15 protein-coding genes are annotated in these 14,167 nt (G+C 66.4%); 10 read left to right on the top strand and 5 right to left on the bottom strand.

The genetic code is table 11. The annotated features are described in order from the left end of the window. Positions 1-63 precede the first annotated feature (63 nt). Both G5A46_RS06055 and G5A46_RS06060 read left to right on the top strand, forming a co-directional pair. Positions 64-750 (top strand): response regulator transcription factor, encoded by a 687-nt coding sequence (locus tag G5A46_RS06055; protein WP_163848250.1) that lies wholly within the window; start codon positions 64-66, stop codon positions 748-750. A 278-nt stretch (positions 751-1,028) separates the two neighbouring features. Continuing rightward, entirely contained in the window at positions 1,029-1,886 is an 858-nt protein-coding gene (locus tag G5A46_RS06060) for a DMT family transporter (RefSeq protein WP_163848252.1), read from the top strand. 17 nt (positions 1,887-1,903) lie between these two features. On the opposite strand, the gene G5A46_RS06065 is transcribed toward G5A46_RS06060, so the two are convergent. Next, positions 1,904-2,875, bottom strand: coding sequence for a DUF995 domain-containing protein (locus tag G5A46_RS06065; protein WP_163848254.1), 972 nt, complete (start codon positions 2,873-2,875; stop codon positions 1,904-1,906). A gap of 90 nt (positions 2,876-2,965) precedes the next feature. On the opposite strand from G5A46_RS06065, the gene G5A46_RS06070 reads away from it, so the two are divergent. From G5A46_RS06070 to G5A46_RS19725, 4 genes are all read left to right on the top strand, one after another. Beyond that, positions 2,966-3,754, top strand: a complete 789-nt coding sequence (locus G5A46_RS06070) for an exodeoxyribonuclease III (protein ID WP_163848256.1) — start codon at positions 2,966-2,968, stop codon at positions 3,752-3,754. An 84-nt stretch (positions 3,755-3,838) separates the two neighbouring features. Further along, on the top strand, positions 3,839-4,756 hold the full coding sequence (gene trxA, locus G5A46_RS06075; protein WP_163848258.1) for a thioredoxin: 918 nt from the start codon (positions 3,839-3,841) through the stop codon (positions 4,754-4,756). A 38-nt stretch (positions 4,757-4,794) separates the two neighbouring features. Continuing rightward, a complete protein-coding gene (locus G5A46_RS06080) occupies positions 4,795-5,436 on the top strand; it encodes an LON peptidase substrate-binding domain-containing protein (protein ID WP_163848260.1) in 642 nt (213 codons plus the stop codon). A gap of 95 nt (positions 5,437-5,531) precedes the next feature. After that, positions 5,532-5,687, top strand: a complete 156-nt coding sequence (locus G5A46_RS19725) for a Trm112 family protein (protein WP_239520845.1) — start codon at positions 5,532-5,534, stop codon at positions 5,685-5,687. A gap of 71 nt (positions 5,688-5,758) precedes the next feature. Here the strand turns inward: G5A46_RS19725 and G5A46_RS06090 are convergent, their stop codons facing one another. Next, positions 5,759-6,787 carry an NADP-dependent oxidoreductase gene (locus tag G5A46_RS06090; protein ID WP_163848264.1) on the bottom strand — a complete coding sequence of 343 codons (1,029 nt, stop codon included), beginning with the start codon at positions 6,785-6,787 and terminating at the stop codon, positions 5,759-5,761. A gap of 102 nt (positions 6,788-6,889) precedes the next feature. Between G5A46_RS06090 and smpB the strand changes: the two genes are divergently transcribed. The 3 genes from smpB (at position 6,890) to G5A46_RS06105 (ending at position 9,487) form a co-directional block, all read left to right on the top strand. Beyond that, positions 6,890-7,363 carry an SsrA-binding protein SmpB gene (smpB, locus tag G5A46_RS06095; RefSeq protein ID WP_163848266.1) on the top strand — a complete coding sequence of 158 codons (474 nt, stop codon included), beginning with the start codon at positions 6,890-6,892 and terminating at the stop codon, positions 7,361-7,363. 84 nt (positions 7,364-7,447) lie between these two features. Then, positions 7,448-8,302: a 3-mercaptopyruvate sulfurtransferase gene (sseA, locus tag G5A46_RS06100; protein WP_163848268.1), complete on the top strand. Its 855-nt coding sequence runs from the start codon at positions 7,448-7,450 to the stop codon at positions 8,300-8,302. Continuing rightward, the gene (locus G5A46_RS06105; protein ID WP_163848270.1) at positions 8,303-9,487 is read left to right on the top strand and encodes an amino acid aminotransferase; all 1,185 of its coding nucleotides are present in this window, start codon (positions 8,303-8,305) and stop codon (positions 9,485-9,487) included. A gap of 129 nt (positions 9,488-9,616) precedes the next feature. Here the strand turns inward: G5A46_RS06105 and dapA are convergent, their stop codons facing one another. Then, a complete protein-coding gene (dapA, locus tag G5A46_RS06110) occupies positions 9,617-10,492 on the bottom strand; it encodes a 4-hydroxy-tetrahydrodipicolinate synthase (protein ID WP_163848272.1) in 876 nt (291 codons plus the stop codon). Between the two features lie 139 nt (positions 10,493-10,631). On the opposite strand from dapA, the gene G5A46_RS06115 reads away from it, so the two are divergent. Beyond that, positions 10,632-12,686, top strand: coding sequence for a lytic transglycosylase domain-containing protein (locus G5A46_RS06115; protein ID WP_163848274.1), 2,055 nt, complete (start codon positions 10,632-10,634; stop codon positions 12,684-12,686). On the opposite strand, the gene G5A46_RS06120 is transcribed toward G5A46_RS06115, so the two are convergent. Together G5A46_RS06120 and mnmC2 are read right to left on the bottom strand one after the other, a co-directional pair. Beyond that, positions 12,633-13,499 carry a DMT family transporter gene (locus G5A46_RS06120; protein ID WP_163848278.1) on the bottom strand — a complete coding sequence of 289 codons (867 nt, stop codon included), beginning with the start codon at positions 13,497-13,499 and terminating at the stop codon, positions 12,633-12,635. The genes G5A46_RS06115 and G5A46_RS06120 overlap by 54 nt on opposite strands. Beyond that, positions 13,496-14,161, bottom strand: coding sequence for a tRNA (5-methylaminomethyl-2-thiouridine)(34)-methyltransferase MnmC2 (gene mnmC2, locus G5A46_RS06125; protein ID WP_163848280.1), 666 nt, complete (start codon positions 14,159-14,161; stop codon positions 13,496-13,498). The genes G5A46_RS06120 and mnmC2 overlap by 4 nt, the downstream gene beginning before the upstream one ends. Between the last annotated feature and the right edge of the window lie 6 nt (positions 14,162-14,167).

Consider the following 14,167-nt stretch of genomic DNA (forward strand, 5'->3'; position numbering starts at 1 on the left):
GCCACAAAACTTGTCGTGGCGGTGATGCACGGCCATGTGATCCGCAACGCCAAGGAGGATAACATGGCACAGTTGAAGAAAATTCTTCTGGTCGACGACGACGAGGATCTGCGTGGCGCGCTAAGCGAACAGCTTGTCATGACCGAGGATTTCGACGTCTTCGAAGCCGGAAATGCATCCGAGGCGATGCAGAAGGCCAAGGAAGGCCTGTACGACCTGATCATTCTGGACGTCGGCCTGCCTGACAGCGATGGACGCGAATTGTGCCGCCTGATGCGCAAGCAGGGGGTGAAAAGCCCGATCCTGATGCTGACCGGCCACGACAGCGACGCCGACACCATCCTGGGGCTGGACGCCGGGGCGAACGACTACGTGACCAAGCCGTTCAAGTTCCCCGTGCTGCTGGCCCGCATCCGCGCCCAGCTGCGCCAGCACGAGCAATCGGAGGACGCGGTGTTTCAACTGGGCCCGTATTCCTTTCGCCCCAGCATGAAGGTTCTGGTGACCGAGGACGAGCGCAAGATCCGCCTGACGGAGAAGGAGACGAACATCCTCAAGTTCCTCTACCGCTCCACCGAAGGCGTGGTTCCGCGCGACGTGCTGCTGCACGAGGTCTGGGGCTACAACGCCGGCGTCACCACCCATACGCTGGAAACCCATATCTACCGGCTGCGCCAGAAGATCGAGCCGGACCCCTCCAACGCCCGGCTTCTGGTCACCGAAAGCGGCGGCTACCGTCTGGTGGCCTGAAATCGCCCCGTCCGGGCCGTCCTCCGCCGAACCTGTGCCCTATTTGCGCCAGATCCCGCCGGTAGACAGAGGACAGACCCCAGAGGGGAACCATCCCGCGCATGTCCGGGTTCGACATGCAACCTCCCTGTTGGACTGCCCGGGCCTTGCGCCCGGGCTTTTTTTTGGCTGAGGGCTTGCAGCCGCCCCTCTCCCGCACCCTTGCGTCCGGGAATACCGGGCGTATCGTGCGCGCAGACAACCGGGACCGCTGCCTGAATGACCCCTCGACTGCCCTCATGACACTATTTTTGATCGTGATTTCCCTGCTCTCGGCGGTGTTCTTTTCCGGTGGGCTGGTGCTCAGCCAGGTTGGGTTGCGGCGAAGTGCGCCGTTGGATGCGGCGGCGATTTCAGTGCCGACCAGCGCGGTGATGTTCCTGATCCTGTCCCCCGTGGCGGTGGATTGGAGGGGGTTTGACTGGCACGCGGTGGCGTTGTTCGCCGCGATCGGGCTGGTCTATCCGGCGGCGGTCACCATCCTGAATTTCGTCTCCAACACCCGAGTCGGGCCGGCGCTGACCGGGGCGGTGGGCAATGTCACCCCGATCTTTGCCATCCTGTTGGCCGTATTGCTGCTGGGCGAGGCCCCGCATCCGGTGCAGATGATCGGGCTGGCGGGGATCGTCGTGGGGATGACGCTGATCGCCTCGGCCCGGCTGCGAAGCCATCCGGGGGGCACGTTGTGGGTCTTTGCCGTGCCGCTGCTGGGGGCGATGTTTCGCGGCGGTGTGCAGCCGGTGCTGAAGCTGGCCTATCTCGACTGGCCGGATGCCTTTGCCGGGGCGCTGTTCGCTTACCTGACCTCGGCCAGCGTGATCTGGATCGCACGGGCGGTGCATGGCGGCAGCCGGCCGACGCGGGCGGATCTGCGGCTGTTCGCGGCGGTGGGGATCTGCAACGGCCTGGCGCTGGTGACGCTGTACCTGGGCCTCTCGCTGGGGACCGTGACGCAGGTGGCACCTCTGGTCGCGCTCTACCCGCTGTTTACCATGGTGGCGAACCGGGTGGTGCTGGGCGACCGGACGATTACGCCGCGCAGTGCGGCGGGCATCGCGGTGTCGGTGCTGGGCGTGGGGCTGCTGTTGTCGGTCTGACAGGACGCCGCCGGAGGCTATTTCTCGGGAAAGCGGACGACGCCCAGGTCCAGCCCGTCGCCGGCCCCGGCACGGAAGGCATGGACCCCGTCGGGCAGCTGACGAAAGATGAAGCACCCCCGCGATTGCGCGGTCCAGCACAGCTGGCCATCGGGTTGCAGGGACCATTCACCGACATGGGGCGTGACCTTGCCGCGCGATTCGACGCGGCCGATCATCCGGCCATCGGGCTGGAACAGGGAATAGGAGGTGCCGCCGCGATTGTGCCAGATCAGGGGCCGGTCGATGATCTGGGCCATCACCTCGGCTGAGGACAGGGTATAGGGGCCGGCGGTCTCCGGCTTTTCGCCGGGCAGGGGCGCGGTGATGCGGGTTTCGGGGCGGGGGGCGGCGGCCCCTGTGTCAGGTGCGGGATCCGGCGGGGGGGCGGGTGTGTGGATGTCGGTCAGCCCGTAGGTCGCCGCCGCGTCCGGGTCGACGGGCCGCAGGCGGAAGTCGGGCACCGGATGCAGGCCGGGCGCCGGGCACAAATCGTCCAGCGCGGTGATCGCGTCGCGCGATCCGCCCAGGCGGATGTCCACCGTCACCATGGAGCCGTATTCTCCCAGGTGCAGCCGCGCGTTCAGCCCGGCGGCGAGATCCTCGACCATGGGGGCATGGGCCTCCAGCACGTCGGCGGCATAGGACAGGCCCGCGGGGGTGTTCAGCCGGGTCATCAGCATCTGGCCGACGATTTCCTGCCGCATCTCGATTCGCAGTGTCAGGCGGTCGGGCGCGTCCTCGCCCGGCAGGGAGATCACCCATTGCAACGGCGCATCCGCGCTGCGGCAGGCAAGGGCAAAGCAGAAATAATCCGTACGCTCCGCCGGATCTGCGGGACAGGTCACGGCGCCGCGGCCGCTGGCGGTGACGAAACTGTTCCAGTCCTGCGCCATGGCCGGGGGTGCCAGTCCAAGTGCTGCGGTCACGGCAAAGATCAATCTGGTCATCGGTCGCTTCACCTGTTGGGGGGCAGATGCTAGTCACAAGGCTACGCGCCGCAAGCCCCCGTCCACAAGAAATTACCACAGGACCGCCTCATGCCCTTTACCCTTGCCACCTGGAACATCAACTCCGTTCGCCTGCGGGAGGGGCTGGTTGCCCAGCTTCTGCGGGACGAGGCCCCGGATATCCTGTGTCTTCAGGAATGCAAGTCCCCGGTGGACAAGATCCCGACAGAGACATTTCGCGACCTAGGCTACACCCACATGATCGCGCGCGGCCAGAAGGGCTATAACGGGGTGGCTATCCTGTCCAGGCTGCCGCTGACCGATGCCGGCGATCGCGACTTTGCCGCCCTGGGGCACGCCCGCCACGTCGCCGCCCGGCTGGAAGACGGCACCACGATCCACAATTTCTACGTCCCCGCCGGCGGCGACAAGCCCGACCGGGAGGTGAACGAGAAATTCGGCCAGAAGCTCGACTACCTGACAGAGATGCGGGACTGGTTTCATGCCGAACGTCCCGAACGCGCCATCCTGGTGGGCGATCTGAACATCGCCCCGCGCGAGGATGACGTCTGGAATCACAAGCAGTTGCTGAAGGTCGTCAGCCACACCCCCGTGGAGGTGGAGCATCTGGCCCAGACCCAGGATGCCGGTGGCTGGGTGGATGTGACGCGGCAGGACATCCCGCAGGGCAACCTGTATTCCTGGTGGTCCTACCGTTCGCCGGACTGGGACGCGGCGGACAAGGGGCGGCGGCTGGATCACGTCTGGGCCACGCCCGACATCTCCGGCGCGGCGCATGGCTCGCGGGTGCTGCGCGATGTGCGGGGCTGGGAAAAACCGTCGGATCACGCGCCGGTGCTTGCGACGTTTGACCTGTAGGGCGGTGTCGGGGCGGGGCCTCCTTGGATTCCCGGCCCCGTCGCGCCATATAGGCGGCAAGTGTTTTCACAACGGATGGGTCTCATGATCGAACTAGGAACAGGAAACGCCGCGGCCCCCGCAGGCGGACATGTCACGGATGTGAGCGAGGCCAATTTCATGGCCGAGGTCGTCGAAGCGTCGCAGACGGTTCCGGTGATCGTCGATTTCTGGGCGCCCTGGTGCGGTCCCTGCAAGACGCTGGGTCCGGCACTGGAAGAGGCGGTGAATGCCCAGGGCGGCAAGGTCCGCATGGCCAAGATCAACGTGGACGAAAATCAGGGGATCGCCGGCCAGATGCGCGTGCAGTCGATCCCGACGGTCTATGCCTTCTGGCAGGGGCAGCCGGTGGATGGTTTCCAGGGCGCGCTGCCGCCGTCGGAGGTGAAGCAATTCGTCGAGAAAGTCGCCGCCATGGGCGGAGAGGCCGAAGGCGGCGGCCTGGCAGAAGCGATCGAGGCGGCGGAGGAAATGCTGTCCGAAGGCGCGGCGGTCGATGCCGCCCAGACCTTTGCCGCGATCCTTCAGGAAGATCCGGCCAGCGCTCCGGCCTATGGCGGGTTGGTGCGCGCGCATATCGCCATGGATGACCTGGACCAGGCGGAGGCGATCCTGAACGGCGCCCCGGCGGAGATCTCAAAGGCGCCCGAGCTGGAAGCCGCAAACGCCCAGCTGGAACTGGCCCGTCAGGCCCAGAACGCCGGTCCGGTGGCCGAGCTGACCCAGCAGGTGGAGGCCGATCCGGCCAATCATCAGGCCCGGTTCGACCTGGCGCAGGCTCTCTATGCGAAGGGGGAGGTTCAGGCCGCCGTCGATCAGTTGCTGGAATTGTTCCGGCGGGATCGGGAATGGAACGAAGGCGCTGCGAAGCAACAGCTTTTCACCATTTTCGACGCGTTGAAGCCGCAGGATCCCATTGTTCTCAGCGGTCGGCGCAAACTGTCGTCGATGATCTTCGTCTAGGGGCTTTTCGGCGGGTCGTGCCGGGCTAGATGTCCGGGATGATCCGCCAAGCCGACCTTCCCGAGATCCTGCCGGTGTTCCCCTTGCCGGGGGCCTTGCTGCTGCCGCGCGCGCGGTTGCCGCTGCATCTGTTCGAACCGCGCTACCTGACCATGCTGGAAGATGCGCTGAAGACGCGCCAGCGGCTGATCGCGATGGTCCAGCCGCACGAGGTGCCTGGCCGCGATGGCGCACAGCTGCACCGCATCGGCTGCGCCGGTCGCGTCTCTCAATTCTCGGAAACGGAAGACGGCCGTTACATGATCACGCTGGCCGGGGTCTGCCGGTTCCGCATGGTCGAGGAGATCGGAGGCTTTACCCCCTATCGCCGCGCCCGCGTCGACTGGACCGGGTTCGAGGGGGATCTGGGCGCTGCCGATCACGATCCACATCTGGACCGCGGCGCGTTTCTGAACCTGCTGGAACGCTATTTCGAGGATCGCAACCTGGACACCGATTGGGGGTCGCTGAAGGAGGCGGAGGACGAATTGCTGGTCAATTCCCTGTCCATGCTGCTGGATTTCGACCCGGAGGAAAAACAGGCCCTGCTGGAGGCGCCGTCCCTGCCGACCCGTCGCGAGACGCTTGTGACGCTTCTGGAATATGCGCTAAGAGGCGGCGACGGAGATCTGATCCAATGACTGACACAGCCGAACCCGCGACGAACCATATTCCCACGCCCGGCAGCCCCGCAGCCGACCGACCCGCCGCTGGCCCCGTCGGGTTCGACCGCCGGATGCTGGAAGCCCTGGTCTGCCCGCAGACGCAGGCCACACTGCGCTATGATGCGGAGCGGTCGGAACTGGTGTCCAAGGCCGCCGGCCTGGCTTTTCCGATCCGCAACGGCATACCCGTCATGCTGATCGACGAGGCGCGGCGGCTGGACGCCTGAACGCCCAGCCCCCTTCTTTCTGCCTCGGGATGTCGGGCCGGAAATGCCTTCCCGGCCACCCGTCCCGGTGATCAAGAAATCTTGACCACCTGCTTGCCGGTGTTGCCGCCGGTCAGCAGCGCGCGGAAGGCCTCCGGCGCGTTTTCCAGCCCCTCGGCGACATCCTCCACATAGGCGATCTCGCCGCTTTTGACCTTGGGTGCGATTTCCCGCACGAACTCGCCAAAGCGGGCGACGTGGTCGGTCTGCAACAGGCCGAAGATCTGCAAACGCTTCACCAGCACCCGGCGCCAGAACTTGCCCAGCGGGATCTGCCCGGTCTCGTCGGTGGCGCCGTTGTACCAGGCGATCATGCCGCAGACGATGATGCGTCCGCCGATCTTCATCAGGGGCAGCACGCCGCCCAGCGTCGGCCCGCCGACATTCTCGAAGTAGAGGTCCACGCCATCGGGGCATTCGGCGGCCAGCGCCGCCCGCATCTCTGACGCGGAGCCATGGGCGCGGTGATCGACACAGGCGTCAAAGCCGAAGGTCTCCACGGCCATCTTGCACTTCTCCGGGCCGCCGGCGACGCCGACGACGCGGCAGCCCTTCAGCTTGGCCAGTTGCCCCACCATGGAGCCGACCGGCCCGGTGGCCGCGCCCACCACGACGGTCTGCCCGGCCTCCAGCGCACCATAGGCGGTGATACCTGCCCATGCGGTGAAGCCGGGCATCCCCAGCACGCCCAGGGAGGTGGAGATGGGCGCCGCGTCAGGGTCGATCTTGCGCAGCTGTTTCGCCGGCAGGACGCCATGGGTGGCCCAGCCGAACATGCCAAAGGCCATGTCGCCCTTGGCGAACCTGTCGGAGCGCGATTCGATGACCTCGCCCACGGTACCGGCTTCCATCGTGCCGCCCAGCGGAACAGGGGAGGCATAGCTTTCGGCGTCGTCCATACGGCCGCGCATGTAAGGGTCCAGCGACATGTAGCGCACGGCCACCAGCACCTCGCCTTCCTGCAACTCTGGAAGGGGGGCTTCTTCCAGACGGAAGTTCTCCTCCGTCGGCATCCCCTCAGGCCGTTTCGCCAGAACGATCTTCTTCATGGTCTCTGTCATCTTGAACTCCTCGGTTTCGCAGCCAAGTTAATCTTCCTGTCCGGAATGCCAACCCGTCCGGCGATGGACAGCCGAGGCACATACCCGTAAGAAGGCCCGATCATGGCGAAGCAAAAGGAAAATCCGAATTACAAGGTCGTGGCGGAGAACCGTCGCGCCCGGTTCGACTACGCCATCGAGGATGACCTTGAATGCGGTGTGCTGCTGCTCGGCTCCGAGGTGAAGAGCCTGCGCCTGGGTCAGTCCAACATCGCCGAAAGCTACGCCGCCGTGGAAAACGGAGAGCTGTGGCTGGTGAACAGCTACATCGCCCCTTACGAGCAGGCCATGTTCGGCCACGAAGACCGGCGCCGGCGCAAGCTGCTGGTGTCGAAAAAGGAATTGTCCCGCCTGTGGAACGAGACACAGCGCAAGGGCATGACCCTGGTTCCGCTGGTGCTGTATTTCAACCATCGCGGCAAGGCCAAGATCAAGATCGGCATCGCCAAGGGCAAGAAGACCCATGACAAGCGGGAAACCGCAGCCAAGCGCGACTGGGGCCGCCAGAAACAGCGCCTGTTGAAAGAGAACCACTGACATCGCCGCAAGCCCGTGCTCAGGCTTGCGGATCACCCGTCCCGGCGCTAGGGGGAAGGGGTTTTTCGCGAGGAGGCGCTTAGAATGCAGGACGACCCCAGGACGCTTGTTTCCACCGAATGGCTCGCCCGGCACCTGAAGGATCCCGATCTGCGTATCCTGGACGCCAGCATGTACCTGCCCGGCAGTGACCGCGACGCCCGTGCCGAATATTCGGCGGCGCATATCCCCGGCGCCCGGTTCTTCGATATCGACGACGTGTCCGACAACCGGTCGGACCTGCCGCACATGGTGCCGCCGGTGGAAAAGTTCATGTCCCGGATGCGTGCAATGGGCGTGGGTGATGGCCACCAGGTGGTTGTCTATGACGGCGCCGGGCTGTTCTCCGCCGCGCGGGTCTGGTGGCTGTTCCGCCTGATGGGCCAGATGGACATCGCCGTGCTGGACGGCGGTCTGCCGAAATGGCAGGCGGAGGGCCGCGAGGTCGAGGACATGGAACCCATCGTGCGCGACCGCCACATGACGGTGCGGCGTCAGAACCAGATGGTGAAGGATGTCACCCAGGTCTCCGCCGCGTCCAAGCTGGGCGATTACGAGATCATCGACGCCCGCGCCGCCGCCCGGTTCAAGGGCACCGCCGACGAACCCCGCCCCGGCCTGCGCAAGGGGCATATCCCCGGCTCGAAGAATGTGCCTTTCACGGATCTTCTGAACGCCGACCAGACGATGAAGGACACACCCGCCTTGCGCGCCATCTTCGAGGGGGCGGGCGTGGATCTGAAGAAACCCGCGATCACGACCTGCGGGTCCGGTGTCACCGCTGCCGTCCTCTCCCTGGCGCTGGAGCGTCTGGGCAAGTCCGATCATGCGCTCTACGACGGCTCCTGGGCCGAATGGGGCGCCTTTCCCACCCTCCCCGTTGCCGAAGGAGACGCCTGAATGTTCGAAGCGCTGAAACCGCAGCCCGCCGACAAGATCCTCTCGCTGATGGAGGCCTATCGCGCCGATCCGCGCGACGGCAAGATCGACCTGGGCGTCGGGGTCTACAAGAACCCGCAGGGCGTGACCCCGATCATGCGCGCGGTGAAGGCCGCTGAGCAGCGGATCTGGGAGCAGCAGGAAACCAAGGCCTACACCGGGCTGGCCGGTGATCCCGCCTATGGCGACGCGATGATCGCACTGGTGCTGGCCGATGCGGTGCCCCGTGACCAGGTCGCCGCCGTGGCCACGCCGGGCGGCACCGGCGCCGTGCGCCAGGCGTTCGAGATGATCCAGCGGGCCAATCCGCAGGCGCGCATCTTTGTCTCTGATCCGACCTGGCCGAACCACCTGTCGATCCTGAAATACCTGAAAATCGAAACCGTCCCCTACCGCTATTTCGACGCGGAAACCGGAGGCGTGGATTTCAACGGCATGATGGCCGATCTCGACGGGCTGCGCGCGGGCGACGTGGTGCTGCTGCACGGCTGCTGCCACAACCCGACCGGCGCCAATCTGACCATGCCGGAATGGCAGGCCGTGGTTGAAAAGCTGAACGCTGTCGGCGCCACACCGATGATCGACATCGCCTACCAGGGCTTTGGCGACGGGCTGGATGCGGATGCGGCGGCCACGCGGATGGTCGCGGCCTCGGTGCCGGAATGCCTGATCGCGGCCAGCTGTTCCAAGAACTTCGGCATCTACCGCGAACGCACCGGCCTGCTGATGGCCGTGGGGCAGGACAGGTCGCGCCATGGTGTGACGCAGGGAATGCTGGCGTTTCTGAATCGCCAGAACTTCTCCTTTCCGCCGGATCACGGCGCCCGCGTCGTGGCCACCATTCTGGGCGACGAGGCGTTGCGCGCCGATTGGGCGGCCGAGCTGGAGGAGATGCGCCTGAACATGCTACGCCTGCGCGAACAATTGGCCGGCGAATTGCGGACCCTCTCGGGCTCCGATCGCTTCGGCTTCCTGGCGCAGCATCGGGGCATGTTCTCCCGCCTGGGCACCACCCCTGAGAAGGTCGAGGCCCTGCGCCGCGATCACGGCGTCTACATGGTCGGCGACAGCCGGATGAACATCGCCGGGCTGAACGCCGACAGCGTGCCCATCCTGGCCCGCGCGATCATCGACGCCGGCGTCTGATCCCGACTATCCCCCACGCAAAAGGGGCGCGCCCTACCGGGTCGCGCCCCTTTTCCATCTTTCCCGCGATACGCCGGAGGTGGATTGCCCCCCTGCTCAAGAGGGGGCAGCCCCCCCCTTTCTGCGGTCTCAGTTCATTAGCCCGGCATGACGCATGGCGGCGCGGATCTGGTCCCGCGTGCCGTCCTCGATCGGGGTCAGGGGCAGGCGCACCTCCTCCGAACACAGGCCCAGCTCTGCCATGGCGAATTTCACGCCGCACAGGCCCGGCTCCACGAAGATGGCTTCGTGCAGCGGCATCAGGCGGTCCTGGTATTCCAGCGCACGGGCGTAATCGCCGGACAGCGTCGCCTGCTGGAACTCCGCGCAAAGACGCGGTGCCACGTTGGCGGTAACGGAAATCGCGCCGGTCCCGCCATGGGCGTTGAACCCCAGGGCAGTGGCGTCCTCTCCCGACAGCTGAATGAACTCAGGCCCGCAACTGGCGCGTTGCATCGACACGCGCTCCAGCTTGCCGGTGGCGTCCTTCACGCCGACGATACGCGGCAATTTCGACAATTCGCCCATGGTTTCGGGGGACATGTCGATGACCGACCGGCCGGGGATATTGTAGATGATGATCGGCAGATCGCAGGCGTCATGCATCGCCTTGAAATGGGCATAAAGGCCACGCTGCGTCGGCTTGTTGTAATAGGGCGTCACCACCAGCGCCGCATCGGCGCCGACGGATTGCGCATGACGGATCAGGCGGATGCCCTCGGTGGTGTTGTTGGACCCGGTGCCGGCGATCACGGGGATGCGCCCGGCGGCGGCTTTGACCACCTCTTCGATGACGGTTTCGTGTTCCCGGTGGCTGAGCGTGGGGGATTCGCCCGTGGTGCCCACCGGGACCAGCCCGTGCGAGCCTTCGGCCACATGCCAGTCGACCAGCTTCTTCAGCGTCTCCAGATCCAGCTCGCCGTTCTTGAACGGCGTGACGAGGGCGGGGATGGACCCGTTGAACATGGCACGCTCCTTTGCTGGGCTGGAAAACGGCGGATATCCGCGCGTTCGCCGATGGATTGGCCGCCTCCCGCATTCGTTAATTGGATGAGAGGCGACCCTTGATAAGGTTCCGGCTGTCTATCCGGTTTCAGTTATAAAAATGCAAGTGATTGTGCGAATTCTCATCCAGACCATCGGCCTGCTGTTGCTCCTGGCCCCTTCCGCGCAGGCGAATGCCGATCCGGCGCAATCCGGCGCGCAGGCCACCGCCGCCACGGTGACACCGCCGCTCGCCGCGATCGCGCCGCGTCCGCTGGCCTCCGCGTTGCTGGCGGCGGATCGCGGCGACTGGCCTCGCGCCGCCGATCTGGCGCAGCGGGACGGGCCCGTGGCCTCTGCGCTGGTTGAATGGCACCGCCTGCGCGAGGGGCTGGGCACACCGGAGGAAGTGCTGGGATTTCTCACCGCGCATGGCGATTGGCCCGGCCTCGCCTACCTGCGCCGACAGAGCGAGCCGGGTTTCACCGGCGCGCCGCCCGCCAAGGTTCTGGCCTTCTTCCGTGATCATCCACCGCAGACCGGACGCGGCGTGCTGATCCATGCCCGCGCCCTTGAGGCCGCCGGAGAGGCAGGAGAGGCCCAGGCCAGCGTGGTCCTGGCCTGGCGCAGCATGGCGCTGTCGGATCTGGAACACCGCAGCTTTCTGGCCGGCTGGCCCGATCTTCTGGCCGACCATCACGCCGCCCGGCTGGACATGGCCTATTGGCGCGACCTGTCGCAGGACGCCGCCCGCATGAAGACGCTGGTCGCCGCGCCTGACTGGGCGCTTTATCAGGCCCGGCGCGCGGTGCGGCGCGGACTGGACAGCGCCGACGCGATGGTCAAGGCCTTGGGACAGGCCGGGGCGGAGGATCCCGGCATCGTGCATGCCCGGTTCGCGCGACTGGCCGCCGCCGGTGATCACGCGGAGGCCAAGCAGGTGATGGCCGCGCAGAGCCGCAGGGCCGGTGCCCTGGGTAATCCCGACCAATGGGCCAATTCCCGCCGCAGCTACGCGCGGGAGGAAATGCGTCGTGGCAATCCCGACCTGGCCTATGAACTGGCCGCCGGGCACCAACTGGTCGCGGGCGGCAATTTCGCCGATCTGGAATGGCTGGCGGGCTATGTCGCCCTGCGCAAGCTGGACCGCCCGGCCATCGCCCTGACCCATTTCGAGGCGCTGCGCGATGCCGTTGTCACCCCGATCTCCATGGGGCGCGCGAATTACTGGATCGGCCGCGCGCAGGAGGCGCTGGACCAGCCGGAGGCGGCGCAGGCGGCCTATGCGGCGGGCGCCGCGCATCAGACCAGCTTCTATGGTCTGCTTGCGGCGGAGAAGGCCGGCCTGCCGATCGATCCGGTGCTGGCCGGAACGGAACGCGGCGCGCATTGGCGAGACACGGCGTTGGGTGCCTCCGACCTGCGGACGGCGGGCAGCCTGTTGATCGCCGCCGGGCAGCGCAACCTGGGGGAACGGTTCCTGATGCACCTGGCGGAGGCTCTGCCGGAGGCAGAGCTGGCCGGTCTGGGCGCGATGCTGGAAGACATGGGGGAACCGCATCTTGAGGTCATGCTGGGCAAGGAGGGGGCCAAGCGCGGCATCGTCCTGCCGCGCCATTACTACGCCCTGCACCCGATGCGCGACATGGACCTGCCCGTCGCGCCCGAAATGGCCCTGGCCATCGCCCGCCGCGAAAGCGAATTCGACCCGGGAGTGACCAGCCATGTCGGCGCGGGCGGGTTGATGCAGCTGATGCCGGGCACCGCGCGCGACGTGGCGCGCGATCTGGGCGTGACCCATGACGCGGCCGATGTGCTGGGCGACTGGGCCTATAACGCGCGGCTGGGATCGGCCTACCTGGCGCAGCTGGGCGCGCGGTTCGACGGCAATGTGGTGCTGGTCTCCGCCGGGTACAACGCCGGGCCGGGTCGGCCGCTGCGCTGGATGGAGCTTTACGGCGATCCGCGATCCTCCGTCGTGGACGTGGTCGACTGGATCGAACACATCCCCTTTCGCGAGACCCGCAACTATGTCCAGCGCGTCGCCGAAAGCCTGCCGGTCTACCGCGCCCGGCTGGGCCGTGACCCGCTGCCGGTCCCCTTCTCCGAGGAGCTCAAGGGATCAAGCGTTCTGACGCTCCCGCCAGAGCGTGAAGAGACCCGCGCCGACGATTAGCACCGCCCCCAACGCGACGTTGTTGCGGATCGTCTCGCCAAAGACCAGCAGCCCGATCGCGGAGGCAAAGACCAGTTGAAGATAGGCAAAAGGCTGCACCGCGCTCGCCTCTGCCAGTTCATAGCAGCGGATCAGCGTGTAATGCCCGGTGGCTCCGGTGACGCACAGCACCGCCATCCAGATCCAGTCCGGGCCGGTCATCGGCTCCCAGTACCAGATGCCTGCCGCGGTCAGGCAGACGCAGCCCACGACCCCGGTCCAGAAGAACGAGGTGGCCGAGCTGTCGCGCCGCGCCACGAACCGCGTCAGCAGGCCATACAGCGCGAACATCAGCGCGGCGGCCAGTGGCACGATGGCCTCCACCGCGAACACGCCCCGGCCGGGTTGCAGGATGATCAGCACGCCGACAAAGCCGACGGCGATCGCCAGCCAGCGCCGCCAGCCGACATGTTCGCCCAGCACCGGGCCCGACAGCGCCGCCACCAGCAGCGGATAACAGGTAAAGACCGCGTGGCTTTCCACCAGCCCCAGCAGGGTGAAGGCGGCGATCATCACGCAAACCTCCGCTGCCAGCAGAGCGCCGCGAAAGATCTGCACGCCCGGTTGCGAGGTGCGCGCGGCGTTGACGATCCCGCCGGCCTTGCGCCCCGCGACGGTGATGACGAAAGCGGCAAAGAACCAGTAGCGGATCATCACCACCATCAGCACGTTGTATTCTCCGGCGAGATGCCGGGAAATGCCGTCCTGCACCGCGAAGATCACCGTGGTGATCACCATCAGCAGGATCCCGGCCTTCTGGTTCTGTTCGGTCATCTGCGCCGCGCCCGTGTCATGTGTCGCTTCCGCCCGTATCCCGGTGTCCGGTCAACTTCAAACCCTGCCTCTGCAAGCCCGCGCCTGACAAAACCGGCAGCGGTATAGGTGGCGGCGGTACCGCCCGGCGCGGTGTGGTCGTGCACCGCCTGCAACAGCGGGGCCTCCCACAGCTCGGGGTTCCTGGCGGGAGAGAACCCGTCAAGGAACCAGGCATCCGCCGCGCCATCCCAGTCGGGCAGGGTCTGGCGGGCGTCGCCCTCCACCATGCGGAACTCCAGCCCGGGCAGGGTGATCCGCGCCGCGTCCAGATGCGGGGCCAGCGCCGCGATTTCCGCCGCCAGCCCCGGAAAGGCGGCGCGGGCGCGCCTGACATCGGCGGGTGCCATCGGGAAGGCTTCGAACGTGGTGAACCGCAGCGGCCCCGCGATCCCCGCCTGCCGCCAGGCGTGCCAGGCGGTCAGCAGGTTCAGCCCGGTGCCGAACCCCAGCTCCGCGATGTGAAATCCGGGGTGGAATCGTGCCGGCAGGTCATTGCCGTCCAGAAAGACGTGCCGCGTTTCTGCCAGCCCGTCCTGAAGGCTGAAATAGGGGTCGTCGAACCGGGTGGCGACGGGAACATCGCCGTCTTTCCACGTCAGATCGGGTGGCTGGCCCTGCATCGGGCT

This window comes from Pseudooceanicola aestuarii (genome assembly GCF_010614805.1).
Lineage (GTDB): Bacteria > Pseudomonadota > Alphaproteobacteria > Rhodobacterales > Rhodobacteraceae > Pseudooceanicola > Pseudooceanicola aestuarii.

Excerpts from the sequence above, each read along its gene's own strand:
- G5A46_RS06055 (WP_163848250.1), top strand. The coding sequence starts at position 64 with ATGGCACAGTTGAAGAAAATTCTTCTGGTCGACGACGACGAGGATCTG.
- G5A46_RS06060 (WP_163848252.1), top strand. The coding sequence starts at position 1,029 with ATGACACTATTTTTGATCGTGATTTCCCTGCTCTCGGCGGTGTTCTTT.
- G5A46_RS06065 (WP_163848254.1), bottom strand. The coding sequence starts at position 2,875 with ATGACCAGATTGATCTTTGCCGTGACCGCAGCACTTGGACTGGCACCC.
- G5A46_RS06070 (WP_163848256.1), top strand. The coding sequence starts at position 2,966 with ATGCCCTTTACCCTTGCCACCTGGAACATCAACTCCGTTCGCCTGCGG.
- trxA (WP_163848258.1), top strand. The coding sequence starts at position 3,839 with ATGATCGAACTAGGAACAGGAAACGCCGCGGCCCCCGCAGGCGGACAT.
- G5A46_RS06080 (WP_163848260.1), top strand. The coding sequence starts at position 4,795 with ATGATCCGCCAAGCCGACCTTCCCGAGATCCTGCCGGTGTTCCCCTTG.
- G5A46_RS19725 (WP_239520845.1), top strand. The coding sequence starts at position 5,532 with ATGCTGGAAGCCCTGGTCTGCCCGCAGACGCAGGCCACACTGCGCTAT.
- G5A46_RS06090 (WP_163848264.1), bottom strand. The coding sequence starts at position 6,787 with ATGACAGAGACCATGAAGAAGATCGTTCTGGCGAAACGGCCTGAGGGG.
- smpB (WP_163848266.1), top strand. The coding sequence starts at position 6,890 with ATGGCGAAGCAAAAGGAAAATCCGAATTACAAGGTCGTGGCGGAGAAC.
- sseA (WP_163848268.1), top strand. The coding sequence starts at position 7,448 with ATGCAGGACGACCCCAGGACGCTTGTTTCCACCGAATGGCTCGCCCGG.
- G5A46_RS06105 (WP_163848270.1), top strand. The coding sequence starts at position 8,303 with ATGTTCGAAGCGCTGAAACCGCAGCCCGCCGACAAGATCCTCTCGCTG.
- dapA (WP_163848272.1), bottom strand. The coding sequence starts at position 10,492 with ATGTTCAACGGGTCCATCCCCGCCCTCGTCACGCCGTTCAAGAACGGC.
- G5A46_RS06115 (WP_163848274.1), top strand. The coding sequence starts at position 10,632 with ATGCAAGTGATTGTGCGAATTCTCATCCAGACCATCGGCCTGCTGTTG.
- G5A46_RS06120 (WP_163848278.1), bottom strand. The coding sequence starts at position 13,499 with ATGACCGAACAGAACCAGAAGGCCGGGATCCTGCTGATGGTGATCACC.
- mnmC2 (WP_163848280.1), bottom strand. The coding sequence starts at position 14,161 with ATGCAGGGCCAGCCACCCGATCTGACGTGGAAAGACGGCGATGTTCCC.